The sequence below is a fragment of the Saccharopolyspora tripterygii genome (genome assembly GCF_054778355.1).
Map to the genome: position 1 here is coordinate 137,154 of NZ_BAAGZP010000029.1, position 25,397 is coordinate 162,550.

The following is a 25,397-nucleotide window of genomic DNA, read 5'->3' on the forward strand; positions in this document are numbered from 1 at the left end:
GGCGTCAGCCGCCCTCGCCGAGCTCGCTCAGCAGCGCGTTGATCTCCGCGTCACCGGTGGCGGCGAAATCCCGGTACCACTGGCCGACCGCGGCGAAGCGCACCGGCTGCAGCACGCACACCACCACATCGGCCTCCCCGCGCAACGCCCGCACCGACTCCGGCGACCCCACCGGAACCGCCAGCACCAGGTGCCGCGGCCCTGCCTCGGCCAGCATCCGCAACGCCGCCCGCGCCGTGGCACCGGTGGCCAGCCCGTCATCGACCAGCACCGCGTCCCGGCCCTCCAGCGCCGCCGGCGCACCGCGGTAGAGCTCCTCGCGGCGCGCGGCCTCGGCCCGCTCCCGCTCGCACGCCCCTGCCAGGTCCTGCTCGTCGAGCCCGAAGGACCGCACCAGAGCCTGGTCGTAGCTGGGCGGGCCGTGCGCTGTCACCGCGCCCAGCGCCAGCTCGGGCTGCCCCGGGGCGCCGATCTTGCGGGCCACGCACACCCGCAGCGCGGCACCCAGCTCGCGGGCCACCTCCGCGGCCACCGGCACACCACCGCGCGCGAGCCCGAACACCACCGGATCGACCAGGTCGAGGCCGTGCAGGTGACCGGCCAGGACCTGACCGGCGTGGGCGCGGTCGGCGTATCCGGTCGCGCCGGGGTGCCGTGAGCGCATTCGAGGCATCAGCGCGCCTCCCACCACATCGGGGCCACCCCAGGTTGCCCACCCGGCTGGGGCGGGCAAACCGGCATCAGCCCCGCAGTTCCCGCACCTGCAGCACCCGCAACCGGTTGAGCGCCGCGGCGACCTCCAAGGGCCTGGGCACGGCGAAATCACCCACGAACTTCTCGTCCACCGCCTCCACGCCTCGCTCGGCGATGTCGGCGGCCAGCGCCTCCAGCACCTCGGCGATGCTGCGCTGCCCGTCGAGCACGCCCCGGCGCACCGAGCTCACCAGCATCAGCCCGATCCCGGTGACCTGCGAGGGATCGACGATCTGCTCCACACCGCGCAGTTCCACAGTGGACTCGCCGATGCTCAGCGCGTCGGTGCCGCGGGCGCGGATCTTCGGGCGCTCGGTCGGGATGCAGCGCGGCTCGACCACCCGGTGGTGCAGCGGCGGATAGCCGTCGGCCTCGCTGCGCCGTCCCGTGGGGTTCTCGGCCGAGAGTTCCCGGGCCCGGCCGGTGACGTCCCGCGCCCGGTAGGCGTCGAGCATCAGCACCTGGTCGGCGACGTCCATGTAGTCGCCGGAACCGCCCATCACCAGCACCGTGGAGACCCCGTGGGTGCTGTGCAGCGGGCGGATGAGGTCCACGAACGGCGTCAGCGGTTCGGCGTCCTTGGCCACCAGCGCCTGCATGCGGGCGTCGCGGATCATCAGGTTGGTGGCCGCGGTGTCCTCGTCGACCAGCAGCACGCCCGCCCCGGCCTCGACGGCCTCGGTGATCGCCGCGGCCTGCGAGGTCGACCCCGAGGCGTTGTCGGTGGAGAAGTCGCGCGTGTCGGCGCCGGTGGGCAGGTGCGACACGAACGGGCTGACATCGACCCGGTGCACGCGCCTGCCGTCCTCCGAGCGGATCTTGACGGTGTCGGCCCGGGCCACCACCAGCTCGCGGCCATCGCCGGGAACGTGGTCGTAGACGCCCTGCTCCAAGGCGCGCAGCAGCGTGGACTTGCCGTGGAAGCCGCCGCCGACGACCAGGGTGATGCCTTCGGGCACGCCCATGCCGGTGATCTCGCCGCGGTGGGGCAGGTGCACCGTCACGCGCATCGATTCCGGTGAGGAGAACGGAACACCGCTGGTCAGCGGGCGTTCGTCGATGCCGCTGCGGCGCGGCAGGATCGCGCCGTCGGCCACGAACGCCACCAGCCCGCGCTCGTCGAGCCCGGCGCGCAGCGCGTGGGTGTCCTCGACGCTGTCGACGAAGGCCTCCGCCCGCTTGTGATCGGCCGCCGCCCACCGCAGCGCGGCGTCCACGGCTGCGGGCAGTTCGTCGCAGAGGGTGTCCTCGGCGGCGCGGCCGTCGATGGTGCGGCCCCGGCCGGGCATGTCGATGCCCATCCGCACCTGGATCGCGCCGTCGCGGATCTGGCAGGAGGAGCGGTCGAGCACCTGCTGGCCGCCGGCGTCGACGCGCAGCCTGCTCTTGCCCAGCTCGCGGTGCAGGGCGCGCCCCAGGTAGCCGGCCAGCGCGCGGGCGCGCACCGGGGTGTCCCACAGCCGGGCGGGCAGGCCGGCGTGCTCGGCGTCGACGGTGACCTGCACGCGGCTGGCCGGGGCGTAGGGGTCGGGCTGGATGCGCTGGACCTGCAGGGTGAACCCGTCGAAGCGCCACGTTCCGGTCAGCGACTTGTAGCGGCCGTAGCTGGCGCCGTGCATGCCCTGCAGCTCGCGCCGAAGCTGGTGGGCGTCGCCGCGCTGCGCGCCGGGGTCGCGTTGCTGCTGGGCCTGTGAGTTCCGGGGGCCGCCGTGCCGGGGGCCGCCCCGGCCGCCGTATCGCTGTGCCATGTGCACAGGGCTACCTCAGCGGCGCCGGAATCTCCAATCCACGATGATCCGGGCCACAGTGGATACACAGTGGACCCTTCTGGGCGGCGGGTTTTCGCTGAAATGCGAAACACTCGCGCGTCGGTATCCGGCGTGGGTGGTGACGTCGGGTTATCCTCTGCGGGCGCGCGCAAGATCAGCCGTCAACGACCTTTCGGGCAGGCCGCGGTGGGGGTTTTCCTCCGCGGCACCACCCGCTTTGCGCACCGGCATCCCGGCCCAGGGGGTGCCGGTGTCCAGTGAGGAGGCCAGAGATGTTCCCACAGCCCGGTCGTCACCGGCGTCGCGCGGCATCGCCCCGGCGCGCGGGCTCGATGGTGTTACTGGCGGTGGTGGCCGCCCTGGTGGGGGTGGCCTCGCCGGCTCAGGCCGCTGCGCCCAGGCTGGATCCCAACGACCCCAACGGTGCCTGGAGCGGCTACAGCGCGGGCCGCAGCGCTTCCGGTGATCGCGCCTCGGGTCAGGTCCCGGCGGGGGCGGTGGCCGGGATGGACGTCAGCGGTCACCAGGGGCAGATCGACTGGTCGCGGGCCTACGCCGACGGTGCGCGGTTCGCCTACGTCAAGGCCACCGAGGGCACCGGGTTCCGCAGTTCCTCCTACGCCTCGCAGTACCACGGGGCCGCGGCGGCGGGGATGGTGCGCGGTGCTTACCACTTCGCGTTGCCGGACCGCTCTCCCGGCGGTGCGCAGGCGCACTTCTTCGCCGACAACGGCGGTGGGTGGGCGCCGGGCACGGGGACGTTGCCGGGGGTCCTCGACATCGAGCACAACCCCTACGGCGAGACCTGCTACGGGCTGGACCCGGTGGGGATGTCGCACTGGATCGCGGACTTCTCCAGCACCTACCAGGCGCGCACGGGCCGGTTCCCGATGATCTACACGACGGCGTCGTGGTGGAACCAGTGCACCGGCGGCAACCCGGACTTCGCGGTGAACAATCCACTGTGGATCGCCCGGTACGCCCCGGAGATCGGGCCGCTTCCCGCGGGCTGGTCCTTCCAGTCGATCTGGCAGCACAGCGACGCCGGTCCGCTGCCCGGCGGGCAGGACGCCTTCAACGGCGACATGGGTCAGCTCAACGGTCTGGCCGGGTAGAGCAGGCCGCGCACGACGAAGAGGGCCACCCCCGGATGGCGGGGGTGGCCCTCTTCATCGTCGTCGGCGGTCAGGGGCCGAGGAGTTCCTTCGGGATGGGCTGATCGTTGTTGATCGCCTCGAACATCTGGCTGGCCTCGTCCTTGTCCCAGACGATGACCGAGCCGCCGTTGGAGTCCTCGCCGAACTTGCCGAAGGGCACCTGCGTGGTCACGCCCTGGCCGCTGCTGACATCACCCATGGCCAGTGCCAGCGACATGAGGTGCCAGATGTGGTCGTTGTCGTTGACCAGGAACGTCTTGCTCGCCCCGGAGGCCAGCGGGAACAGCCGGAAGGGGTTGATCAGCGTGGCGGGGCTGGTGCCCCGGTCGACCAGGGCGCCCAGCAGCTTGCGCTGGTTCTCGGCGCGTTCGAGGTCACCGCCGTCGAGGGAGTAGCGGGCGCGGACGAAGCCGAGCGCCTGCGGACCGTCGAGCTCCTGGCAGCCGGCGGGCAGGTGGACGTTGGCCATGGGGTCTTCCATGGGCTTGTCCAGGCACAGGTCCACCCCGCCCACGGCGTCGACGAGGTCGGCGAAGCCGCCGAACCCGATCTCGGCGTAGTGGTCGATGTGCACGCCGGTGTTCTGCTCGACGGTCTGGGCCAGCAGCTGCGGCCCGCCGAAGGAGAACGCCGAGTTGAGCTTGGTCTTGCCGTGGCCGGGGATGGACACGTAGGAGTCGCGCGGGAGGCTGATCAGCGCGGGCTGCCCACCGCCGCTGGGGATGTGCACCAGCATCATCGAGTCGGTGCGGCGGCCCCCGGCGTCGCCGGCGGAGAGCTCTTCGCGCTGCGCGTCGTCGAGGCCTTCCCGGGAGTCCGAGCCCACCAGCAGCCAGTTGGTGCCCGCCGAGTCGCCGGCCTGCCCCTCGAAGTCCAGCGCGGCGGTGCGCTGCAGCATGCTGTCGAAGTAGAACACCAGCGCACCCAGCAGCACCGCGACGATCAGCAGCGCGACACCGATGCGCTTGCCCCAGCCGGCCTTCTTGCGCGGCGGTGGCCTGCGCGGCGGCGGTGGCTGGGGACGGTCGCCGCGCGGACGCCCTCCAGGTGGCGGTGGCGGCCCCGGGCGCCGCCCCTGCGGGGGCTCGGCGCCGCGGTAGTAGTCGTACCTGTTGCCGCCGCCTTGCGGCCTTCGCCTCGGCGGTCCACCCGCCGACCAGTCGCTCATGTGCACACCTGCGTCGGTTGTTGGCGACGCGTCCCGCACGCGCCGCCGTGTGGCGTGCAGCATTTCAGAAGCACGTGGCGCAGGTGGCCGCCGCTATCGAACAGTAATCCGAGGTTCGGGGTTTGTGCTGGTGGTGGGTGCGAGCAAGATCTCACACCCACCACCAGCGCTCGCCCTAGCTTGCCACGGCGGAGCGGACGGCGGTCGCCCACAGTTCGATGGCGGCGTCGACCTGCTCGGCGGTGACGATCAGCGGCGGGATCATCCGCACCACGTTGCCGTGCGGTCCGCACGTGAGCAGCAGCAGACCGGCCTCGGCCGCGGCGGCGTGCGCGCGGGCGGCGGTGGCGCCGTCCGGGGCACCCTCGGGCGTGGTGAACTCGTTGCCCAGCATCAGCCCGAGTCCGCGCACGTCACCGATGACGGGGTGGTCGGCGGCGACCTTGCGCAGCCCTTCGGCCAGCCGCGCTCCCTGCTCGTCGGCGTTGGCCACGAGCCCTTCCTGCTCCACCACCTCGAGAGTCGCCAGCGCCGCGGCCGCCGCCACGGCGTTGCCGCCGTAGGTGCCGCCCTGCGAACCCGGCCACGCCTTGCTCATCAGCTCCTCGCCGGCGGCGATCGCCGAGATCGGGAAGCCACTGGCCAGGCCCTTGGCGGTGATGAGGATGTCGGGGCGGATGCCGGCGTGGTCGTGGCCCCAGAAGCGGCCGGTGCGGCCCACGCCGGTCTGCACCTCGTCGACGATGAGCAGGATGCCGTGGGCGTCGGCGCGCTGGCGCAGACCGGCCAGGAACTCCGGCGGTGCCGGGATGTAGCCGCCTTCGCCCAGCACGGGCTCGATGATGATCGCGGCGGTGTCGCGCGGCGAGGTCTGGGTGACCAGCAGCTGGTCGAACTCCGCCAGCGCGCGGCGCACCGCTTCCTCGGTGCTGCACTGCTGCCGGTAGGCCTCCGGGAACGGGGTGAACACCACGCCCGGCATCATCGGCCCGATCCCGGCGCGCACCTTCACCCCGGAAGAGGTCAGCGCGGCCGCACCCATCGTGCGCCCGTGGAAGCCGCCCTGGAAGGCGATGATGTTCGCCCGTCCGGTGGCGTGTCGCGCCAACCGCACCGAGGCTTCGACGGCTTCACTGCCGGAGTTGACGTAGAAGAGGCGGTCGAGACCCTCGGGCAGCACCTGACCGAGCCGGTCGGTCAGCTCCAGCAGCGGTTTATGCATGACCGTTGTGTACTGGCCGTGGATGAGGGTGCCGACCTGGCGCTGGGCGGCCTCGACCACGCGCGGGTGGCAGTGTCCGGTGCTGGTGACACCGATGCCGGCGGTGAAGTCCAGGTAGCGGCGGTCGGACTCGTCGTAGAGGTAGACCCCTTCGCCGCGTGCGGCCAGCACCGGGGTCGCCTGCTTGAGCGCCGGGGAGAGCTCCGTCATGATCGACTCCAAGCGTGCAGAATGTAGGATTGTTGACAATCTAGGCAGTCATGCAACCATCAGCAACACCCGGTGTCCACAACCGAAGCGGACTAGGTTGGCACTCGAGCACATCCAGTCGACACCCAGGAGGGTTCAGGCAGCGATGACCACCACCCCAACGCACCCCCGCGAGGCGACCGTCGTCGAGGCCGCCCCCAAGCAGCTGTTCATCGCGGGAAAGTGGCGCGACGCCACCGGTGAACGCACCTTCGCCGTCGAAGACCCCGCCACCGGGGCCACTCTCTGCCAGGTCGCCGACGCCTCCCCCGACGACGCCCTGGCCGCCCTGGCCGCCGCGCACGACGCCCAAGCCGACTGGGCCAAGCACCCGCCCCGCGAACGCGGCGAAATCCTGCGCCGCGCCTACGAGATCCTCATCGAGCGCCGCGAAGACCTCGCCCTGCTCATGACCCTGGAGATGGGCAAACCGCTGCCCGAAGCACGCGGCGAGATCACCTACGCCGCCGAGTTCTTCCGCTGGTTCGCCGAAGAGGGCGTGCGCATCGGCGGCGACTACGCCGTGGCCCCCAACGGCTCCGGCCGCTTCCTGGTCACCCACCAGCCCGTCGGCCCCGCCCTGCTGATCACCCCGTGGAACTTCCCCATGGCCATGGGCACCCGCAAGATCGGGCCCGCCATCGCCGCCGGCTGCACCTCGGTGATCAAACCCGCCCACCAGACGCCGCTGTCGATGCTGGCGCTGGCCGACATCCTGCGCGAAGCCGGACTGCCCGACGGCGTGCTCAACGTCGTCACCTCCGCCAACGCCGGCGGCGTCATGGAACCCATGATCCGCGACCCGCGCGCCCGCAAGCTGTCGTTCACCGGTTCCACCGCGATCGGCCGCAAGCTCATCGAGCAGTCCGCCCAGCAGGTCCTCAAGGTCTCCCTCGAACTCGGCGGCAACGCCCCGTTCCTCGTCTTCGACGACGCCGACCTCGATGCCGCGGTGGAAGGCGCCATGCAGGCCAAGATGCGCAACATCGGCGAAGCCTGCACCGCCGCCAACCGCTTCTACGTCCACGCCGACGTCGCCCAGGCCTTCTCCGACAAGCTCGCCGAGCGGATGTCCTCGCTGACCATCGGTCGCGGCGTCTCCGACGACATCCAGGTCGGCCCGCTCATCGACGGCAAGCAGCTCGACAAGGTCACCGATCTCGTCTCCGACGCCGTCGCCCAAGGCGCCCAGGTCATCACCGGCGGCGGCAAGCACGGCGGCGACGGCTACTTCTACACCCCCACCGTGCTCACCGACGTGCCCACCGGCGCGCGCATGGGCCACGAGGAGATCTTCGGGCCGGTCGCCCCGATCACCACCTTCACCGACGAGCGCGAAGCCGTCGCTCACGCCAACAACACCGAGTACGGGCTGGTCAGCTACCTGTTCACGCAGAACCTGCAGCGCGGCCTGCGAGTCACCGAAGCGCTCGACACCGGCATGGTCGGGCTCAACCAGGGCATCGTGTCCAACCCGGCCGCACCCTTCGGCGGCGTGAAGGCCTCCGGTCTGGGTCGCGAAGGCGGCAAGGTCGGCATCGACGAGTTCCTGGAGACCAAGTACGTCTCCATCGGCGGACTCTGACCGCACCACGACGACGGAGAAAAAAAGGGGGGTGGGTGAGACCCCGCACGGGATCTCACCCACCCCCCTTTCGTGGCATTTCCCAGTTTTAGTCCAAACTGAGCCGACATTTCGGACACGATCATGGCTCGGTTTGGACTAAAACTGGGACCGGCCTCGCACACGTCCCCGGAGGAACGCGGTCACTCGGCCATGGAACCGTTGAGACGGTCGAGGGCGTCGTTCATGTGCTCCGACAGGCGCGAGAGCAGCAACGCCTCGTCACCGGACTCGATGGCATCCACCAAGCCCTTGTGCTCGTCGACCAGCGCCTGAACATCGGCGTGGTACTTGTCCTGCAACGCCGTCAGGCACATCCGCTTCTCCACCAGCAACGTCTGCGCCATCCGCTGCAACCTCGGGCTGCCCGAGACCCGCACCAGCGTCTCGTGGAACTCCTGATCGGCGTCGGCCAGCTCGATCGCATCGCCCTTGCCCGCTGCCGCCACCATCCGCGACTGCGCCGCCGTGAGCTCCGCGACCGCCTCCACCCGGTGATGCCGCACGATCTGCTCGCACGCCGCCCGCTCCACCGCCAGCCGCGCCACGTAGATGTCGGCCACGTCCTCGGTGTGCAGATCCATCACGAACAACCCTCGATGCGGCTCGCTGCGCAATAACCCCTCGGCGACCAGACGCTGCATCGCCTCACGCAACGGTCCCCGGCTCACTCCCAGCCGCGCCGCCAACTCCGCCTCACCCAGCTGCGACCCGGGCGGCAACGACCCGTACATGATCGCCGCCCGCAGCTGATCGGCCACGATCGCCGCCGTCGACTTGCGCTGCACCGGCTCCAGATCACCCGGCTGATGCTGCTCCTCGGTCCCGAGCACTCCGCTCACCATTTCCTTGTTCGCCGACGACCACCGGGGTCACCGGCCTGCTCCAGTCCGGAACAGCGTTCCCAATCCCTCGCGCGACAAGCCCGCCCCGGCCAGCCGCAACGCCTCCCAGGCACTGACCTGGTTGGCGGTCAACACCGGTTTGCCCAGCCGCTGCTCGATCTCCTCCAGCCACGCCGCGGTGTGCAGCGCGGTGTCGGGCATGAGCAACGCCTCGGCCTGGTCATCATCGTTGGCCTCGGCGAAGGCCAGCACCTGCTCGCGACCCAGCGTGCCCACCTCGGCGGCGGTCACGATCCCCCTGCTGGAGAGCCGGACCACCTCCAGGTCCCCGGCACGCAGGAAGTCCACGAACCGATCGGCCACATCAGCCGGATACGTGGCGGCCACCGCGACCCGCCGCAACCCCAGCAGAGCAGCGGCGTGCACGAACGCGAACGACGTGCTCGAAGTGGGCAGCCCCGTCACCGCCTGCAACTTCTCCACCTGCTCGCGCGCACCGGACCAGCCGAAGACGAAACTGCCGGAGGTGCACGCCCAGATCACCGAGTCCACCGGGCCCAACGCCCGCGCACCCTCGGCCAAGACCTCGTCGGAACCCACGTCCAGCAGCGCGTCCACCCGGTGGGCGTCCTCGCGCATCAGCGTGTGCACCAGCGGGAGCCGGACGTCCTCGCCCAGCATCCGCTCCAAGGTCGGGTAGTCGTCTTCGGCGCTGTAGCCGGGATACAGAATTCCTGCGGTGTGCGGCACCGGGGAGCTCCATCCTGTTCTCGACGTCCAACGACCACGACCCTGCGAACCCTCGCCCGGCACACCGGAACGAGGTGTCGATTGTTGACAATGTTACCGCAGGGTTCCCGGCCACCGGAACGTTCGTGACGTCATCTTTACCGCCCCGCTCACGCGGCCGGAGCGTCCACCGCCTGCATCAACCGCTGCTCCGGGCCCATCGCCCGCAGCCCCATCTCGCGCAGCGCCGCCCAGATCGTCACCTGGTTGGCCGTCAGCACCGGCTTGCCCAACTCCTGCTCCAGCGGACCGATCAGGTCGTAGGTGGGCAGGTTGGTGCACGAGATGAACATCGCCTCGGCCTCGGGCCGGTCCGCGGCCCGCACGATCTCCACCACGTCCCGGTAACCGGTCTTCCAGATCTGACCGTGCAACCCCAGCCCGACGCTCGCGACCACCTCGACCCCGTGCTCACCCAGGAAGGCGCGCAACCGGTCGGTGATGCTCACGACGTAGGGCGTCGCGATCGACACGCTGCTCACCCCGAGCACCTCCAGCGCCTGCACCAGCGCACCGGAGGTGGTCACCGCCGCCGGCGCACCGGCATCGCGCATGACCTCCACCAGCCGCCGCTGCCCACCGGCGCCGTCGACGAAACTGCCGGAGGTGCACGCGTAGGCCACCACCTCCGGTTCCGGCACCAGCAGGTCGCGGGTGGCCGCGTGCACCGAGGCCTCGTCGGAGACCAGGTTGGCCTGCTCGACGCTGACCGGCACCGGCACGAACGCCGTGCGCGTGAGGTGCAACGACACCCCCTCCGGCACCCACCGCCACAGCTCGCGGTCCAGCGCCAGGTCGAACGGGGCGATCACACCCACGCCCCGCTGCCGCACCGGGCCGCTCACCGCACCGAGAAAATCATCAAGTGGCATGGCGACCCCCGACCGAACCCTCGAAGCGCTCGTAGCGCAGGGTTTCCCCGACGCTGCCGGAACGCCACACGTCGTTGCACGCCTCGGCCATCTCGGCCAAGCCCTCCACGATCGTGGCGTAGACGTTGCCTGGCACCCAGCCCACATCACCGTTGAGCAGCAGGTTGTTGCGCCCGTAGAAGATCGCCAGGTCGATCACCCCGGGCAGGCTCTCGATCCCCTTGTCCTGCTTGAACTCCCGGTCCAGCATCCCGCCTGGGAAGGAGAAGTAGACGACGTCACCCGGGATCGGCGTGACCGTCGGGTTCTCCTGGCCGGGCTCGTCCTCGGCGAAGCGCGGCACCATCGTGTAGATCTCGTTGCGGGCGTACTTGGCGTGGTGCACCGGCCCGACCTGCGGCAGCGCGTTCCACACCGCCTCGCACGTCCGGGGAGCATCGGCGTCGAGCAGCTCCGCGACGCAGGACACGCCGCGCTTCTCCAGCGTGATCGACAAGTACCTGGGCATCCGTGATCCATTCCTCGCAGTGGGGCACCATCAATTCTCCGCCAGGACCGGACCGGCGTCACCAGTGGATTGTTGACAATCCTACGAACCGTTCCTAGCGTGTCAATGCCTTCACCGATGCTCATCGTCACCCGCCCAGCGCAGGGCAAACACGCACCCCACCGGCGTGGGAGACGATCACCGGACACCCCTTCGGCCTTAAGGTCATCGCCATGGTCAACACCCGCCCCACCGTCGTCGTCCTCCACGACGGAGACGCCCCCGACGAGATGGCCCGCATCGCCGAGCACGCCGAACTGCGCTACGCCACCGGCGACCAGCTCCCCGAAGCCCTGCCCGGCGCCGACGCCATGTTCGTGTGGGCCTTCCGCTCCCAAGCCATCGCCGACGCCTGGACGCACGCCGACAGGCTCCGCTGGATCCACTCCGCCAGCGCCGGAGTCGACCGCCTCCTGTTCCCCGAACTGCGCGACTCCCCCGTGGAGCTCACCAACTCCCGCGGCGTGTTCGACCAGCCCATCGCCGAATACGTCCTCGGCACCGTGCTCACCTTCGCCAAGGACATGCACACCACCCTGCGCCTGCAAGACGCCAAGCAGTGGAAGCACCGCGTCACCGAACGCATCGAAGGCAAAACCGCCCTCGTCATCGGCACCGGACCCATCGGACGCGCCATCGCCCGCCAACTCACCGCAGCAGGACTGCGCGTCACCGGCGCCGGACGCACCGCCCGCACCGACGACCCCGACTTCGGCGACGTCCACCCCTCCGACGACCTGCCCGCCATCGCAGGCGACTACGACCACCTCGTGCTCGCCGCACCCCTCACGCCACAAACCCACGGCCTCATCAACGCCGACGTCCTCGCCGCCATGCGCCCCACCGCCCGGTTCATCAACGTCGGCCGCGGCGAACTCGTCGACGAACCCGCCCTCATCAAAGCCCTCCAGCAACAACAGCTCGCCGGCGCCGCCCTCGACGTCTTCGACACCGAACCCCTCCCCCAGGAATCACCCCTGTGGGACATGCCCAACGTGCTGATCTCCCCCCACATGTCCGGCGACACCGTCGGATGGACCGACGAACTCGTCGACCTGTTCCTGACCAACCTGCGCGCCTTCACCGACGACACCGACCTGCGCAACGTCGTCGACAAACAACGCGGCTACGTCACCAGCTGACACCCACCCGGGCGCACACCAGGGAGACGCCATGGCCAACACCCAGCCCGCCGAGCTGCCCGCCACCGAGCTGCTGGCCGCCTACGCCGCCGGAACCCTCTCGCCCGTCGAAGCCTGCGAAGCCGCCCTGCAACGCATCAACGACCACGACGCGGCCGTCAACGCCTACTGCCTCATCGACCCCGACACCGCGCTGCAGGCCGCCCGCGAATCCGAGAACCGCTGGCACCACGGCCAACCCATCGGCCGCCTCGACGGAGTCCCCACCTCCGTCAAGGACATCTTCCTCACCCGCGGCTGGCCCACCCTGCGCGGCTCCCGCACCGTCGACGCCGCAGGCCCCTGGACCGAAGACGCCCCCGCCGTGCGCAACCTCCGCCGCGAAAACCCAGTCCTGCTCGGCAAAACCACCATGCCCGAACTCGCCTGGAAAGCCGTCACCGACAGCCCCCGCCACGGCACCACCCGCAACCCCTGGAACACCACCCTCACCGCAGGAGGCTCCTCCGGCGGAGCAGCAGCAGCCGTCGCCACCGGCATGGGCCCCCTCGCACTGGGCACCGACGGCGGCGGATCCGTGCGCATCCCCGCCGCCTTCTGCGGCATCGCCACCATCAAACCCACCTACGGACGCATCCCCCTCTACCCCGCCAGCCCCTTCGGCACCCTCTCCCACGCCGGCCCGATGACCACCACCATCACCGACGCCGCCCTCATGCTCGACGTCCTCGCCCAACCCGACACCCGCGACTGGTCAGCACTACCCCCACCCGCCGACTCCTACATCGACCACCTCGGCGGCGGAGTCGCCGGCCTGCGCATCGCCGTGAGCACCGACCTCGGCTTCACCACCCGCGTCGACCCCCAGATCACCCACGCCATCACCCGAGCCGCCCGCACCTTCAGCGAGCTCGGCGCCCACGTCGACCAAGCCGACCCCGACATCACCGACCCCATCGAGGACTTCCACGTGCTCTGGTTCGCCGGCGCCGCCAAAGCCACCGAACACCTCACCGACACCCAGCGCGAACTCCTCGACCCCGGCCTCGCCGACATCTGCCGCCAAGGCCTCACCTACACCGCCCAGGACTACCTCGAAGCCACCAACACCCGCATGACCCTCGGCCAGCGCATGGGCGCCTTCCACCAGACCTACGACCTGCTGCTGACCCCCACCGTCGGCATCCCGCCCTTCCAGGCAGACCGCGGCGAATCACCCACCGAAGGCGACCGCTGGACCACCTGGACGCCCTTCACCTACCCCTTCAACATGACCCAGCAACCCGCCGCCAGCATCCCCTGCGGCCACACCGACGACGGCCTGCCCATCGGCCTGCAGATCATCGCCCCACGCCACAACGACGCCCTCGTCCTGCGCGCCGCCCACGCCTACGAACAGGCCAACCCCTGGACGCGCACCACCACACCCCGCCAGCACTGACCGGCGCTCACTCCCACGCCGACATCACGTGCTTGATGCGCGTGTAGTCCTCCAAGCCGTGCGACCCGAAATCCCGCGCCGACGCCGAATGCTTGAAACCCGAATGCGGCATCTCCGCCACCAGGCAATCGTGCGCGTTGATCCACACCGTGCCCGCCTGCAACCCCCGCGACAACCGCATCGCACGACCGTGATCCCGCGTCCACACGCTCGCCGTCAACCCGTACCGCACCCCGTTGGCCAACCGCACCGCCTCCGCCTCATCGGCGAACGACTGCACCGCCACCACCGGCCCCAACACCTCGTGCTGCACCAGCTCGTCGTCCTGCTCCACACCCGCCACCACCGTGGCCTCCAAGAAGAAACCCCGCTCACCACGACGCCGCCCCCCGGCCACCACGCGCGCACGCTCCGGCAACCGCTCCAACCGCTCCAGCACCAACTCCAACTGACCCGCGCTGTTGAGCGGACCGAACGCCGCATCCGCGTCCTGCGGAGGACCAGGCCGCAACCAGCCCGCCCACTCCACCAACCGCCCCACGAACTCCTCCCGCACCTCCGCGGCCACCAGCACCCTGCTCGCCGCAGTGCAGCTCTGACCCGCGTTGCCGAACGCCGCCACCGCGATCCGCTCCGCCGCCCGATCCAGATCCGCATCCGCGAACACCACCGCAGGCGCCTTACCGCCCAACTGCAGATGCGCCCGCTTCAAATCCGCCGCAGCCGAACCCGCGACCTCCATCCCCGACCGCACCGTCCCGGTGATCGAGAACATCCCCGGCACCTCGTGCGCCACCATCGCCCGACCGCTGTCACGATCACCGCACACCACGTTGAGCACACCCGGCGGCAAGAACTCCCCCGCCAACTCACCCAACAACACCGCGCTCACCGGCGTCGTCTCCGCAGGCTTGAGCACCACCGCGTTGCCCGCCGCCACCGCAGGCCCCACCTTCGCCGCCGCCTGCAACAGCGGATGCGTCCACGACGTCACCGCCGCGCACACCCCGATCGGCTCCCGACGCGTGAACGACGTGTGCCCCGGCAGGTACTCACCACCCGCCGCCGCACCCTCCACCCGCGCAGCCCCGGCGTAGAAGCGCAGCAGATCCACCGCCATCGGCAACTCCTGCGACCGCACCACCTCGAACGGCTTGCCCGTGTTGCGGCACTCCGCCAACACCAGCTGCTCGCTGCGCTCCTCCACCGCATCGGCGATGCCCAGCAACGCCTCCTGCCGCCGCCGCGGCGTGACCTGCGACCAGGACTCGAACGCCTCCGCCGCCACCGGCATCACCGCATCGACATCCACCCACCGGGTCAACGGCGCCGTCGCGTACTGCTCACCGGTGCTGGGATCCAGGACCGGCAACGTCGCACCATCAGCCGCCACCGCGGACTTGCCACCCACGAGGTTGCGCAGTTCCCACGCCGTCACGCCACACGCCTCCGTAACCGAAGCCGACCGCCGCTGGCCGGCCACCCACCGAGGCTAACGCCACCAGCTCACGTCAGGGAGCGGTCCCGCAACCACCACTGCGACGCCGAACCGACCACCAGCAGCGCCAGCACCGGAGCGAACGCCCACCGGTAACCCACCGCCGGATCCAGACCCGACACCAGCTCCAGCACACCGCCCACCAGCAGCTGGATCAGCACCGCAGCGCTGAAACCACCCATGTTCACCACACCCGTGGCAGTGCCCGACCGGTGCTCGGCGTTGGCCGTGCGCGCACCGTCGAAGGCCAGCATCGCCGCACCACCGGACACACCGACGGCCAGCAACGCCACCACCAGCACCGGCGTCGGCAGAACACCCGGCCAGCCGACCATCACCGCCCACACGACGACCACCACCAACGACAACCCGAAGGTGTAGCGCTCACGACGGCGCGGCCGCCCCGACACGTACTGGCCGGCGAACCACGTGCCCACGACGAAGCCGAGCACGCTCAGCAGCAGCAGGGATCCGACCTCCGACTGGCCGTGCCCCTGCGCCGAGCTCAGCCACGGACCGCCCCACAACGTGGTGATCGCGACGAACTGGGCCATCAGCACGAAGTGCGTCCAGAACGAGTGCTGGGTGCCGCGCTGCGCGACGACCACCCGCAAGCTGTGGCGGATCCGCTCGGACACCGGCTCCGGATCCTCCGCGCGATCGTGCCCGGCAACCGCACGATCGCGGATGATCAACGCGGCGGCCAGGCCCAGCGCGGCGGTCAGCGCCGCAGCACCCAGGAACGTCGGCACCCACCCCAGCGAGTGCAGCGACAGGCTCAGCGGCAGCGTCGAGACGATCTGCCCGAGACCGCCCGCCAGCCCGGTCAGCGCGGCGACCTTGCCGTAGCGGTGCGGCGGGAACCAGTGCGCGGCCAGCCTCAGCACGTTGGTGAACATGAAGGCGTCGCCGAACCCGATCAGCATCCGCCCGGCGATCCCGCCGACGATCGACCCGCTCAGCGCGAACACCGCAGAGCCGAGCGCCAGAGCGACCATGCCGCCGGTGATGACCTTGCGGGGGCCGAGGCGGTCGGCCAGCAGACCCGCCGGGATCTGCAGCACCAGGTACACGCCCAGCTGCAGCGCGGAGAACAGCGCCAGCACGCCCGGCCCGGAGTCGAAGCGCTGCAGCGCCTCCGGTGCGGCCACGCCCAGGCCGGCCCGGTGAAACAGCGCAGCGCAGTAGCAGAGCGCTCCCACACCCCAGATCAGCCAGGCCGTGCGCGTGCCGGCCCCTCGCTGCTGGGCACCCGCTTGCGGCGGTGGCGCTTCGACCGTCGTGGACACCGTGCGACCCCTCCCTGGAAAAGACTTGTATCCATCATAGATACAAGAGGGGTGGAAGTAGGATGCTCACGTGTCGAGCGCAACAACATCCGAAACGCCGGCAGCCGACCGCGCGTACCAGCACGTCAAGACCGGACTCCTCGACGGCAGCTTCCCCGACGGCGAGCTGCTCAGCGAAGGAGAGGTGGCCGGCGCCCTGCAGATGTCGCGCACACCCGTCCGCGAGGCCTTCCTGCGCCTGCAATCGGAGGGATTCCTCAAGCTCTACCCCAAGCGCGGCGCCCTCGTCGTCCCGGTCACCGCGAACGAGGCCCGCGCGCTGATCGAGGCCCGGTTGGCATTGGAGAGCTTCGCCATCGACAAGCTCGCCATCGAAGGCCCCGAAGCGATGTCGGACATCGGCCGCCGACTGGCCGAACACCCCGCCTGCGACGGCACCGAGCTCAGCGATGCCGAGATGCACGTGGCCGACCGCGCCTTCCACGCCACCTTGGTCGACGCCGCGGCCAACCCCGTGGTCACCGACCTCTACAACACCCTGCGCGACAAGCAGATGCGCATCACCTCCACGGCCCGCACCCACTCCCACCGCGATCGCATCACCCACCAGCACGCCGAACTCGCCGGCACCCTCGCCGCCGGCGACGCCGCGGCCACCAAGGAACTGCTCCGCGAGCACCTGCTGGGAACCGTCCGGGCACTGGGCATCTCCGGAGGCCCCTACCTCGACCCCACCGACACCTGAGCCGAGCTCTCCTGTCGGGGCGGCTTTTGAGGCACGGGGCGTGCTTGATCTTGGCTGCGGAGCATTAATTTCATTCTGCACTGAAGTTACAGATGCAATAATGTAGAGCGGACGTGCTGATCAGACAGCATTCTTCGTTCATGGACAACACCGAGCGCCGATCGGCCGTGGTCGTCGCCGACACCAGCGGCCGGATCGCCCACTTCAACCAAGACGCAGAACTGCTTTTCGGGCACACCGCGGACGACGCGCTCGGTGCCTCGCTCGACCTGATCGTGCCCCCGGAGCACCAGCAAGCTCACTGGGAGGGCTTCCACCGCGCGATGCGGACCGCCCGAGCCAAGCTCGAAGGCACCGCCGCCCACCTGCCGGTCGTCTGCGCCGACGGCGAGATCAGGGTCTTCCCCGGCGTTTTCAGCGTCCTGCGCGACCCCTTCGGCAACGCCATCGGCGCGGTCGCCACCTACGCGCCATCACACCAGGACGCGCAGCCGTTCACACCCATCACCGCACCCGCCCAACAAGTGCGTCCCGGCGCCGGATAGCCGGCACCGGGACGCGAACAACGGCGAATCAGGCCTGTTCCGGCGGCTGCGACACGTTCGCAGGCGGAACCTCCTTGCGCGCCACCGCCTCCGCGGCGCGCACCGCTTCGGCGACCTCGGGGTTGGTGGTGGTGTCGAACCACGCCTGCACGGACTCCTCCACCGCCTCGGCCGGCGGAGCTTCGGTCGTGTCCTCCGAGGGTTCGTAGCGGAACACGCCGTCGGCGCCCGGTTCGCCGAGCATCTTCGCGAAGCCCTCCAGGGACTTGCCGAAGTCGCTGGGCACCACCCACACCTTGTTGGCGTCGCCCTGGGCCATCTGCGGCAACGTCTGCAGGTACTGGTAGGCCAGCAGCTCCGGCGTCGGCTTGGAGCGCTTGACCGCCGCGAAGACCTTCTCGATGGCCTTGGCCTGCCCCTGCGACTGCAGGTACTGGCTGGCCCGCTCACCCTGCGCCCGCAGGATGCTGGACTGCCGGTCGGCCTCGGCGGCCAGGATCGCGGCCTGCTTCTCGCCTTCCGCCGCCAGGATCGCCGACTGCTTCTGCCCCTCGGCCGTCTTGATCGACGACTCCCGCGTGCCCTCCGCGTTGAGGATCATCGCGCGCTTCTCCCGGTCGGCGCGCATCTGCTTCTCCATCGAGTCCTTGATCGACGGCGGCGGGTCGATCGCCTTGAGCTCCACCCGGGCGACCCGGATGCCCCACCGGCCGGTCTCGGTGTCCAGAACCCCGCGCAGCTGCGTGTTGATCGCGTCCCGCGAGGTCAGCGTCTCCTCCAGGCTCATCGCACCGACCACGTTGCGCAGCGTCGTGGTGGTCAGCTGCTCGACGGCCACGATGTAGTTGGAAATCTCGTAGACCGCCGCCCGCGCATCGGTGACCTGGAAGTACACCACGGTGTCGATCGACACCGTCAAGTTGTCCTGGGTGATCACCGGCTGCGGCGGGAACGACACGACCTGCTCCCGCAGGTCGATGCGCGCCCGCACCTTGTCGAAGAACGGCACCAGCATGTTCAGGCCCGGCTGCGCCACCGTCCGGAAGCGGCCCAACCGCTCGACCACCGCCGACTGCGCCTGCGGCACCACCATCACGGCCTTCACCACGACGATGAGCACCAGCAGCACCACGACCACGAGCGCGATCAGTTCAGGCATCCCCACAAAGCCTCATCTCCCTCAGGGCTCGGCCCACACCACCGCAGTGGCGCCCGCGATCTCCATGACGGTGACCGTGCGACCGACCTCGATTACCTGGGTGTCGTCCAGCGACCTCGCCGACCACAGCTGGCCCTCGATGCTGACCCGGCCACCCTGCCCATCCACTGTGGACTCCACCCGCGCCTGCTTGCCCACGAGCGCGTCCACGTTCGTCTTGAGCTCCCGCTGCTCGGTCATCCGCCGCTTCAACGCCGGCCGAGCCATCAGCACCAGCCCCAGCGCCAGCACCGCGAACACCGCGACGTCCACGCCCAGGGGCATCCCGAGCGCCGAGCTACCGGCGGCCCCCAGAGCCGCGGCACCGACCATGACCAGCACGAAATCGCCGGAGAGCACCTCGGCGCCGATCAGCAGCACCCCGGCGATCAGCCACAGCAGCGCAGGAGTCATGTCCCCATCGTGGCACGCCCGCCCCAGGTATTCCCGGCATTCGCGGCCACGTGATCAAGGCGTGACCGCCTCACTCCGGGACGGTCACGAAATCGATCAGCTGCTCGACCGCCGACAGCAGCGGCGCCTCGACGTCCCGGAAGCTGGTGGCCCCGGCCAGCACGCGCCGCCAGCCCTCCGCCGGCTCGCCCCAACCCAGGCGGGAGCACACCCCCTGCTTCCAGTCCTGCCCGCGCGGCACCGTCGGCCACTCCCGGATCCCCACCGCGGCGGGCTTCACCGCTTCCCACACGTCCACGTAGGGATGGCCGGTGATCATGACGTGCTCGTCGGAGATGCCCTCGACGAGGCGGGACTCCTTGCTACCGGGCACCAGGTGGTCGACCAGCACGCCGACCCGCCTGCCCGGCTCCGGCCCGAACTCCGCCAGCAGACCCGGCAGATCGTCCACGCCGTGCAACGGCTCCACGACCACGCCTTCCACCCGCAGGTCATGACCCCAGATCCGCTCCACCAGCTCCGCGTCGTGCAGGCCCTCGACCCAGATCCGGCTCCCCCGGGCCGTGCGGGCCCGCAAGCCCTCGACCCTCACCGAACCCGAGGCCGACTGCCTCGGCGCCGCCTCCGGCACCGCGGCGGTCGGAACCAGCGTCGCGGGCTTGCCCTCGTGCAGGAACGCCGCCGGGCGCATCGGGAACAGCCGCTGCTTGCCGTGCCGGTCCTCCAGCACGACGTTGCCCTTCTCCACCCTCAGCACCGCACCGCAGAAACCGCTGGCCGCGTCCTCCACCACCAGACCCGGTTCAGCGGGGACCTCGGGCACCTTCTTGCGCCGCGAGCCCGAGAGGATGTCCCGTCCATAATCAACCGACCGCACGATCAACACCGTAATCCGATCGTGGCGGCTGAGGGCGCCGCCACGCCGGACGATCACCGCGCACCCGACTCATGGGCGGCGTCACACCCCACCTCCCCCCGGACGCGGCAACGGTTTTCGATCCGTACCCTCTAGCGACGTGCCATGCCCAAGCGCCACTCTGATTGTCTGGTCGTCCGCCTGGCTGCACGGTGCTGCCGCCTCCGACGACGTGCTCGATGCCGTGCAGACCTGGGGCGAGGTGCAGGAGTTCCGCGCTGCCGACGACGAGCTCGCCGCACGCCTGGACCTGCCCGGCCCCCACGACGCGCCCGCCGGCCCCGCCCTGCTGCTCGCAGCCCTGCGCAAGGCCGGTGTCTCCACCGGCGAACTGGCGCTGCCCGTGCCGGGCGACGTCCGCGGACTCGGCGGAGCCACCGCCTTCTCGAAGCTCGCGATGCGCGTCGGTGAAGCAGCCGTGCTGCCCGAAGCCGAACTGGGCCTGGTGCCCGAGCGCATCGCCGACGGCGTCCGGCGCTGGACCGTGTTCGACACCGGCGAGATGCCGCCCGCCGAGCACATGCCCATCGGCGAAGCCGAACACGGCATGGCCTCCGCGATGCGCGAAGCCGCCACCGTCCTCATCGACCTCGGCGTCGCCAAGCAGCGCCCCGGCGTGCGCGAGGAGATCGCCCGGACCATCGCCGACAAACCCGCCCCGGACTGGCCGGAGACCATCCCCCAGCGCACGCTGCGCATCCTGCAGCGGGCCACCGAGGTCGAAGCGATCCTGTGGGTGGCCACCGACGACTCCCCCGGCGGCGCGCTGTCGGCCTCGGCCATCCGCGCCCGCACCGACGCGCTGCGGCCCCTCTTCGACGCCGTGCGCGCCGCCCGCCGCGCCTCGATCGCCGAGATGGTGCGCGTCCTGGCCGACCAGGCCACCAGCTCCTGACCCACGTGAGGAGTGGGGCGTTCCCGGCTCGGGAACGCCCCCTCCTCACGTGGCGCGGTTCAGCAGCAGCCCGGAGCGCAGAGCCGGCCGTTGGCCGTCGAACCCGCGGCCAGCATCTCCGAGAGCTTGCACACCGGAGCGTCCTCCGTGTGCTCCGCGATCAGCTCCACGATCATCTTCGCGAACCGCGGATCGGTGCCCGCCGTGGCCGCGCGGGCGAAGCCCATCCCCATCTCGGCGGCCGCTTCCTCGGCCTCGTTGTCCAGGTCCCAGATCACCTCGAGGTGGTCGGAGACGAAACCGATCGGGCTGACCACCACCGATCCCACGCCCTTGGCGTGCAGGTCCTCCAGGTGATCGCAGACGTCCGGCTCCAGCCACGGCACCTGCGGCGGCCCCGAACGCGACTGCCACACCACGTCGTAGGCGTCCACGCCCACCCGCTCGGCCACCAGCCGGGAGGCCTCGGCCACCTGACGCGAGTACCAGCGCGGCAGACCGTCGGCACCCGGCTGCTCGTCGGCGCGCAACGGGATGGAGTGGGCGGTGAACACCAGCCGCGGCTGCTCGTCGCGCTGCCCCAAACGCTCGTAGGCCGCGCGCACCGCGTCGGCGTTGGCCTCGACGAACAGCGGGTGGTCGAAGAACTGCCGGAGCTTCACCAGCTCCGGGGCCCGCTGCCCGACCGACTCCCGCGCCCGCGCGATGTCCTCGTGGTACTGCTTGCAGCCCGAGTACCCGCCCCACGCCGAGGTGGCGAACACCAGCGCCCGCTCGACCCCGTCCTCGGCCATCTGCGCGACGGTGTCCTCGATCATCGGGTGCCAGTTGCGGTTGCCGAAGTAGACCGGCAGATCCCGGCCCTGCGCCGCCAGCTCGGCGCGCAGCGCGGCCATGATGTCCTGGTTCAACCGGTTGATCGGCGACACCCCGCCGAAGTGCAGGTAGTGCTCGGCCACCTCGTCGAGGCGCTCCGGCGGCACTCCCCTGCCCCGAGTCACGTTCTCCAGGAACGGCCGCACTTCCTCCGGGCCCTCCGGCCCCCCGAATGACAAGAACAGCAACGCGTCAAAGCTCACCGCGCCATCATCGCGCCGCGCGAACACCACCGCGCAACCGGGGCGCACGCGATGTGAACCCACTCGCGGTCCCCGATCCCCGACATCTCCCGGTTCTAGTCAAAACCGAGCCATGATCATGTCCAAAATGTCGGCTCAGTTTGGACTAAAACCGGGAAGTGCCTCCGCGGACGACGAACGGGGTGGCGGTTCCCAGCGGAACCACCACCCCGTCGCAGCGCCTTCGCCGGGATCAGATCCCGAGCGAGTGGACACCGCCGTCGACCATGATCATCGAGCCGGTCGTCGCGGGCAGCCAATCCGACAGCACCGCGCAGATCGACTTCGCCACCGGCGTCGGGTCGTTGACGTCCCAGCCCAGCGGAGCCCGGTCGCCCCAGCCCGCCTCCAGCTCGGAGAAGCCCGGGATGGACTTGGCCGCCATCGTGCGCACCGGCCCCGCCGACACCAGGTTCACCCGGACGCCCTTCGGCCCCAGCTCGCGCGCCAGGTACCGCGACGTCGACTCCAGCGCCGCCTTCGCCACGCCCATCCAGTTGTAGGCCGGCCACGCCACGCGGGCGTCGAAGTCCATGCCCACGATCGAGCCGCCCTCGCCCATCAGCGGCAGCACCGCGGTGCTCAACGACTTCAACGAGTACGCCGAGATCTCCACCCCGGTGGCCACGTCCTCCCACGGCGCGTCCAGGAACGGCTCGCCCAGGCACGACGGCGGCGCGTAGCCGATCGAGTGCAGCACCCCGTCCAGGCCGCTCACGTGCTGGCGCACCCGCTCCGGCAAGGTCTCCAGGTGCTCGGCGTTGGTGACGTCCAGCTCCAGCACCGGCGCCGGCTTCGGGAGCCGGTTGGCGATCCGCTCCACCAGGCTCAACCGGCCGAAACCGGTCAGCACCACCTCAGCGCCCTGCTCCTGCGCGGCCTTGGCCGCGTGGAACGCGATCGACGCGTCGGTGATCACCCCGGTGACCAGGATCCGCTTGCCTTCGAGCAATCCGCTCACGAGAAAACCCCTTCGAAATCACATGCCGGGCGCCTGCGCACCCGTGGTCACCGGCACCAGCGCCGTGCCGGAACGTCCTCGTACCCGCAGCAGGGCCGTCAGTGACCCATCCCAAGACCGCCGTCGACCGGGATCACCGCACCGGTGATGTAACCGGCCTCGTCGGAGGCCAACCAGCGCACCGCGCCCGCGACCTCCTCCGGGTCGGCCATCCGCGACAGCGGGACCTGGGCGAGGATCTCCTTCTTGCGCTCCTCGGACAGCTCCTCGGTCATGTCCGTGGCGACGTAACCCGGCGCCACCACGTTCGCGGTGATCTTGCGCGAACCGAGCTCCCGGGCGATCGAGCGGGACATGCCCACCAGACCCGCCTTGCTCGCCGCGTAGTTGACCTGACCAGGCCCACCGGACAGACCCACCACCGAGGAGATGAAGATCATCCGGCCCCACCGGTTGCGCAGCATGCTGCTGGCCGCGCGCTTGGCCACCCGGTAGGAACCCGCCAGGTTCGCGTCGATGACCCGACCGAACTGCTCCTCGCTCATCCGCAGCAGCAGCGTGTCGTCGGTGATGCCGGCGTTGGCCACCAGCACCTCCACCCGCCCGTGCGCGTCCTCCACCTCGTCGAAGGCCGCAGCGACCTGGTCCGGATCGGTGACGTCGCACTGCACGCCGAACAAGCCCTCAGGCGCACCCGATCCGCGGTGCGTGACCGCGACCTTGTCCCCGGCGGCCTCGAACGCCCTCGCGATCGCCAGGCCGATGCCGCGGTTACCGCCGGTCACCAGTACGGACCGTGCCACTGTGGATCTCCCATCGAACACGTCAAGATTCGTTTCAGCCGCGACATTATCCGCTCGGCGAGCACCACCGCTCATCGACTCCGCACATAAAAAGTGCCCCATTCTGGTGGCGTGCCTACACACCGAGGCACCCCGTGCACGCCGGACCGGCCCCACGGCCAGTACCGTGGCCCACCACGCTCGCGGTGATCACCACGAGCGTGGTGCACCCAACACGTACCTGGGGGAATGCGCGGTCCCGCGGCCGACGTTGCCCGAATACTGCCCACCACTGCGAAGAGGTATCCCATGGCCACGGTGGAACTGACCAAGGACAACTTCGACGAGGTCGTCGGCGACGACAAGTTCGTCATCATCGACTTCTGGGCCTCCTGGTGCGGCCCGTGCAAGCAGTTCGCGCCGGTCTTCGAGAAGGGCTCGGAAACCCACGACGACATCGTCTTCGCCAAGGTCGACACCGAAGACCAGCCCGAGCTCGCCGCCGCCTTCGACGTCCAGTCGATCCCGACGCTGGCGATCATCCGGGACAAGGTCCTGGTCTTCCAGCAGCCGGGCGCCCTGCCCGAGAACGTCTTCGAAGACCTCGTGGGCCAGGCCCGCGGGCTCGACATGGACGAGGTGAAGAAGGACGCGGAGGCGGAGGCGGAGTGATCCGCCGGTGCCGGGCCCGCGGGCCCGGCACCGCCCTCCGTCAGAACCCGCCCTCGGCCGACTCCCCGGCCGCCGCGTGCAACACCCCCGGCAACGAGCTGATCTCCTCGACCAGCGCCGCCACCGGGCTCTTCCCGCGCAGCCGCAGCGCCACCACCGCCGTGCGCTGCTCGTCGTCGGAATCCTCACGCTCGACCTGCAGGTCCAGCAGCGTCCACCCACGACTCGTGCACATCGTCAGCACGTTGCGCAGCACCCCGTACCCGTCCAGGTAGCCGACCCGCATCACCTGCGGCTCCCGCAACCCCGGCCGGGCGAACCGCAGCAGGTACGGAAACCCGATCGCCACCAGGAAGTGCACGCCCGTCGTCGCGGCCGCCAGCAGCACCAGTCCCCCGCCGCAGGCCATCCCCACGGCGGCCACCAGCCACACCGACGCCGCCGTGGTCAGACCCCGCACGGCGTCCCGCCGCACGAAGATCAGGCCACCGCCGATGAACCCGATGCCCGAGACGATCTGCGCCGCCACCCGCGACGGGTCCAGCGACACCCGGTCGAACACCAGCAGATCGCCGAAGGCGTACTTGGACACCAGCATGAACAGACCCGCGCCCACCCCGACCAGCGCGTGGGTGCGCAGCCCGGCGCTCTTGGCGCGAATCTCCCGCTCCAGACCGATGAGGCTGGAGAACAGCAGCGCCGTCCCCAGCTCCACCAGCAGCGGTAACTCGTCGAGCCCCGTCACCACAGCATCAGCAGGCATCCCAGCAAACTAACACCGCCACA

Annotated in this window: 25 protein-coding genes; 8 read left to right on the top strand and 17 right to left on the bottom strand. The window is 70.3% G+C overall.

Annotated elements, in window-relative coordinates:
* Positions 1-4: 4 nt before the first annotated feature.
* Together ACYVF3_RS22250 and ACYVF3_RS22255 are read right to left on the bottom strand one after the other, a co-directional pair.
* Entirely contained in the window at positions 5-664 is a 660-nt protein-coding gene (locus ACYVF3_RS22250) for a phosphoribosyltransferase (protein WP_461156381.1), read from the bottom strand.
* A gap of 76 nt (positions 665-740) precedes the next feature.
* Entirely contained in the window at positions 741-2,501 is a 1,761-nt protein-coding gene (locus ACYVF3_RS22255) for an ABC-ATPase domain-containing protein (protein WP_461156182.1), read from the bottom strand.
* Between the two features lie 293 nt (positions 2,502-2,794).
* On the opposite strand from ACYVF3_RS22255, the gene ACYVF3_RS22260 reads away from it, so the two are divergent.
* Positions 2,795-3,637 carry a lysozyme gene (locus ACYVF3_RS22260; RefSeq protein WP_461156183.1) on the top strand — a complete coding sequence of 281 codons (843 nt, stop codon included), beginning with the start codon at positions 2,795-2,797 and terminating at the stop codon, positions 3,635-3,637.
* 70 nt (positions 3,638-3,707) lie between these two features.
* Here ACYVF3_RS22260 and ACYVF3_RS22265 read toward each other — a convergent pair whose 3' ends face one another.
* Both ACYVF3_RS22265 and ACYVF3_RS22270 read right to left on the bottom strand, forming a co-directional pair.
* The gene (locus ACYVF3_RS22265) at positions 3,708-4,847 is read right to left on the bottom strand and encodes an LCP family protein (protein ID WP_461156184.1); all 1,140 of its coding nucleotides are present in this window, start codon (positions 4,845-4,847) and stop codon (positions 3,708-3,710) included.
* A gap of 175 nt (positions 4,848-5,022) precedes the next feature.
* Positions 5,023-6,279 carry an aspartate aminotransferase family protein gene (locus ACYVF3_RS22270; RefSeq protein WP_461156185.1) on the bottom strand — a complete coding sequence of 419 codons (1,257 nt, stop codon included), beginning with the start codon at positions 6,277-6,279 and terminating at the stop codon, positions 5,023-5,025.
* 145 nt (positions 6,280-6,424) lie between these two features.
* On the opposite strand from ACYVF3_RS22270, the gene ACYVF3_RS22275 reads away from it, so the two are divergent.
* Positions 6,425-7,903, top strand: coding sequence for an NAD-dependent succinate-semialdehyde dehydrogenase (locus ACYVF3_RS22275; protein ID WP_461156186.1), 1,479 nt, complete (start codon positions 6,425-6,427; stop codon positions 7,901-7,903).
* Between the two features lie 182 nt (positions 7,904-8,085).
* On the opposite strand, the gene ACYVF3_RS22280 is transcribed toward ACYVF3_RS22275, so the two are convergent.
* From ACYVF3_RS22280 to ACYVF3_RS22295, 4 genes are all read right to left on the bottom strand, one after another.
* On the bottom strand, positions 8,086-8,775 hold the full coding sequence (locus tag ACYVF3_RS22280; protein ID WP_461156382.1) for a GntR family transcriptional regulator: 690 nt from the start codon (positions 8,773-8,775) through the stop codon (positions 8,086-8,088).
* A 39-nt stretch (positions 8,776-8,814) separates the two neighbouring features.
* Positions 8,815-9,537 carry a maleate cis-trans isomerase family protein gene (locus ACYVF3_RS22285; protein WP_461156187.1) on the bottom strand — a complete coding sequence of 241 codons (723 nt, stop codon included), beginning with the start codon at positions 9,535-9,537 and terminating at the stop codon, positions 8,815-8,817.
* Between the two features lie 149 nt (positions 9,538-9,686).
* A complete protein-coding gene (locus ACYVF3_RS22290) occupies positions 9,687-10,448 on the bottom strand; it encodes a maleate cis-trans isomerase family protein (RefSeq protein ID WP_461156188.1) in 762 nt (253 codons plus the stop codon).
* On the bottom strand, positions 10,438-10,956 hold the full coding sequence (locus ACYVF3_RS22295) for a DUF3830 family protein (protein ID WP_461156189.1): 519 nt from the start codon (positions 10,954-10,956) through the stop codon (positions 10,438-10,440). The genes ACYVF3_RS22290 and ACYVF3_RS22295 overlap by 11 nt, the downstream gene beginning before the upstream one ends.
* A gap of 212 nt (positions 10,957-11,168) precedes the next feature.
* Here ACYVF3_RS22295 and ACYVF3_RS22300 point away from each other — a divergent pair, with 212 nt between their 5' ends.
* A complete protein-coding gene (locus ACYVF3_RS22300) occupies positions 11,169-12,137 on the top strand; it encodes a D-2-hydroxyacid dehydrogenase (RefSeq protein WP_461156190.1) in 969 nt (322 codons plus the stop codon).
* Between the two features lie 31 nt (positions 12,138-12,168).
* Positions 12,169-13,578 carry an amidase gene (locus ACYVF3_RS22305; protein WP_461156191.1) on the top strand — a complete coding sequence of 470 codons (1,410 nt, stop codon included), beginning with the start codon at positions 12,169-12,171 and terminating at the stop codon, positions 13,576-13,578.
* 7 nt (positions 13,579-13,585) lie between these two features.
* Here ACYVF3_RS22305 and ACYVF3_RS22310 read toward each other — a convergent pair whose 3' ends face one another.
* Together ACYVF3_RS22310 and ACYVF3_RS22315 are read right to left on the bottom strand one after the other, a co-directional pair.
* Entirely contained in the window at positions 13,586-15,016 is a 1,431-nt protein-coding gene (locus tag ACYVF3_RS22310; RefSeq protein WP_461156192.1) for an aldehyde dehydrogenase family protein, read from the bottom strand.
* Positions 15,017-15,084: 68 nt separating this feature from the next.
* Positions 15,085-16,365 carry an MFS transporter gene (locus ACYVF3_RS22315; RefSeq protein ID WP_461156193.1) on the bottom strand — a complete coding sequence of 427 codons (1,281 nt, stop codon included), beginning with the start codon at positions 16,363-16,365 and terminating at the stop codon, positions 15,085-15,087.
* A 70-nt stretch (positions 16,366-16,435) separates the two neighbouring features.
* Here ACYVF3_RS22315 and ACYVF3_RS22320 point away from each other — a divergent pair, with 70 nt between their 5' ends.
* Together ACYVF3_RS22320 and ACYVF3_RS22325 are read left to right on the top strand one after the other, a co-directional pair.
* Positions 16,436-17,110, top strand: a complete 675-nt coding sequence (locus tag ACYVF3_RS22320; protein WP_461156194.1) for a GntR family transcriptional regulator — start codon at positions 16,436-16,438, stop codon at positions 17,108-17,110.
* Positions 17,111-17,250: 140 nt separating this feature from the next.
* Positions 17,251-17,655, top strand: coding sequence for a PAS domain S-box protein (locus tag ACYVF3_RS22325; RefSeq protein WP_461156195.1), 405 nt, complete (start codon positions 17,251-17,253; stop codon positions 17,653-17,655).
* Positions 17,656-17,683: 28 nt separating this feature from the next.
* Here the strand turns inward: ACYVF3_RS22325 and ACYVF3_RS22330 are convergent, their stop codons facing one another.
* The 3 genes from ACYVF3_RS22330 to ACYVF3_RS22340 all read right to left on the bottom strand — a co-directional run bounded on the left by ACYVF3_RS22330 (position 17,684) and on the right by ACYVF3_RS22340 (position 20,144).
* Positions 17,684-18,814, bottom strand: coding sequence for an SPFH domain-containing protein (locus ACYVF3_RS22330; RefSeq protein ID WP_461156196.1), 1,131 nt, complete (start codon positions 18,812-18,814; stop codon positions 17,684-17,686).
* Positions 18,815-18,835: 21 nt separating this feature from the next.
* A complete protein-coding gene (locus ACYVF3_RS22335) occupies positions 18,836-19,267 on the bottom strand; it encodes an NfeD family protein (RefSeq protein WP_461156197.1) in 432 nt (143 codons plus the stop codon).
* Between the two features lie 70 nt (positions 19,268-19,337).
* The gene (locus ACYVF3_RS22340; protein ID WP_461156198.1) at positions 19,338-20,144 is read right to left on the bottom strand and encodes a DUF3097 domain-containing protein; all 807 of its coding nucleotides are present in this window, start codon (positions 20,142-20,144) and stop codon (positions 19,338-19,340) included.
* A gap of 139 nt (positions 20,145-20,283) precedes the next feature.
* On the opposite strand from ACYVF3_RS22340, the gene ACYVF3_RS22345 reads away from it, so the two are divergent.
* Positions 20,284-21,078: a hypothetical protein gene (locus tag ACYVF3_RS22345; RefSeq protein WP_461156199.1), complete on the top strand. Its 795-nt coding sequence runs from the start codon at positions 20,284-20,286 to the stop codon at positions 21,076-21,078.
* 59 nt (positions 21,079-21,137) lie between these two features.
* Here ACYVF3_RS22345 and ACYVF3_RS22350 read toward each other — a convergent pair whose 3' ends face one another.
* The 3 genes from ACYVF3_RS22350 to fabG all read right to left on the bottom strand — a co-directional run bounded on the left by ACYVF3_RS22350 (position 21,138) and on the right by fabG (position 23,960).
* The gene (locus ACYVF3_RS22350; protein WP_461156200.1) at positions 21,138-22,157 is read right to left on the bottom strand and encodes a ferrochelatase; all 1,020 of its coding nucleotides are present in this window, start codon (positions 22,155-22,157) and stop codon (positions 21,138-21,140) included.
* A gap of 232 nt (positions 22,158-22,389) precedes the next feature.
* Positions 22,390-23,157, bottom strand: a complete 768-nt coding sequence (gene fabI, locus ACYVF3_RS22355; RefSeq protein WP_461156201.1) for an enoyl-ACP reductase FabI — start codon at positions 23,155-23,157, stop codon at positions 22,390-22,392.
* Between the two features lie 98 nt (positions 23,158-23,255).
* Positions 23,256-23,960 carry a 3-oxoacyl-ACP reductase FabG gene (fabG, locus tag ACYVF3_RS22360; RefSeq protein ID WP_461156202.1) on the bottom strand — a complete coding sequence of 235 codons (705 nt, stop codon included), beginning with the start codon at positions 23,958-23,960 and terminating at the stop codon, positions 23,256-23,258.
* 288 nt (positions 23,961-24,248) lie between these two features.
* Here fabG and trxA point away from each other — a divergent pair, with 288 nt between their 5' ends.
* Complete coding sequence (gene trxA / locus ACYVF3_RS22365; RefSeq protein ID WP_145739111.1) at positions 24,249-24,611, top strand: thioredoxin; 363 nt, start codon at positions 24,249-24,251, stop codon at positions 24,609-24,611.
* Positions 24,612-24,651: 40 nt separating this feature from the next.
* On the opposite strand, the gene ACYVF3_RS22370 is transcribed toward trxA, so the two are convergent.
* On the bottom strand, positions 24,652-25,374 hold the full coding sequence (locus tag ACYVF3_RS22370) for an MgtC/SapB family protein (protein WP_461156203.1): 723 nt from the start codon (positions 25,372-25,374) through the stop codon (positions 24,652-24,654).
* Positions 25,375-25,397: the final 23 nt, after the last annotated feature.

Bases quoted from the DNA above. Each gene is read 5' to 3' on its own strand.
- ACYVF3_RS22250 (WP_461156381.1), bottom strand. From the start codon at position 664: ATGCGCTCACGGCACCCCGGCGCGACCGGATACGCCGACCGCGCCCAC.
- ACYVF3_RS22255 (WP_461156182.1), bottom strand. From the start codon at position 2,501: ATGGCACAGCGATACGGCGGCCGGGGCGGCCCCCGGCACGGCGGCCCC.
- ACYVF3_RS22260 (WP_461156183.1), top strand. From the start codon at position 2,795: ATGTTCCCACAGCCCGGTCGTCACCGGCGTCGCGCGGCATCGCCCCGG.
- ACYVF3_RS22265 (WP_461156184.1), bottom strand. From the start codon at position 4,847: ATGAGCGACTGGTCGGCGGGTGGACCGCCGAGGCGAAGGCCGCAAGGC.
- ACYVF3_RS22270 (WP_461156185.1), bottom strand. From the start codon at position 6,279: ATGACGGAGCTCTCCCCGGCGCTCAAGCAGGCGACCCCGGTGCTGGCC.
- ACYVF3_RS22275 (WP_461156186.1), top strand. From the start codon at position 6,425: ATGACCACCACCCCAACGCACCCCCGCGAGGCGACCGTCGTCGAGGCC.
- ACYVF3_RS22290 (WP_461156188.1), bottom strand. From the start codon at position 10,448: ATGCCACTTGATGATTTTCTCGGTGCGGTGAGCGGCCCGGTGCGGCAG.
- ACYVF3_RS22295 (WP_461156189.1), bottom strand. From the start codon at position 10,956: ATGCCCAGGTACTTGTCGATCACGCTGGAGAAGCGCGGCGTGTCCTGC.
- ACYVF3_RS22300 (WP_461156190.1), top strand. From the start codon at position 11,169: ATGGTCAACACCCGCCCCACCGTCGTCGTCCTCCACGACGGAGACGCC.
- ACYVF3_RS22305 (WP_461156191.1), top strand. From the start codon at position 12,169: ATGGCCAACACCCAGCCCGCCGAGCTGCCCGCCACCGAGCTGCTGGCC.
- ACYVF3_RS22325 (WP_461156195.1), top strand. From the start codon at position 17,251: ATGGACAACACCGAGCGCCGATCGGCCGTGGTCGTCGCCGACACCAGC.
- ACYVF3_RS22330 (WP_461156196.1), bottom strand. From the start codon at position 18,814: ATGCCTGAACTGATCGCGCTCGTGGTCGTGGTGCTGCTGGTGCTCATC.
- ACYVF3_RS22335 (WP_461156197.1), bottom strand. From the start codon at position 19,267: ATGACTCCTGCGCTGCTGTGGCTGATCGCCGGGGTGCTGCTGATCGGC.
- trxA (WP_145739111.1), top strand. From the start codon at position 24,249: ATGGCCACGGTGGAACTGACCAAGGACAACTTCGACGAGGTCGTCGGC.
- ACYVF3_RS22370 (WP_461156203.1), bottom strand. From the start codon at position 25,374: ATGCCTGCTGATGCTGTGGTGACGGGGCTCGACGAGTTACCGCTGCTG.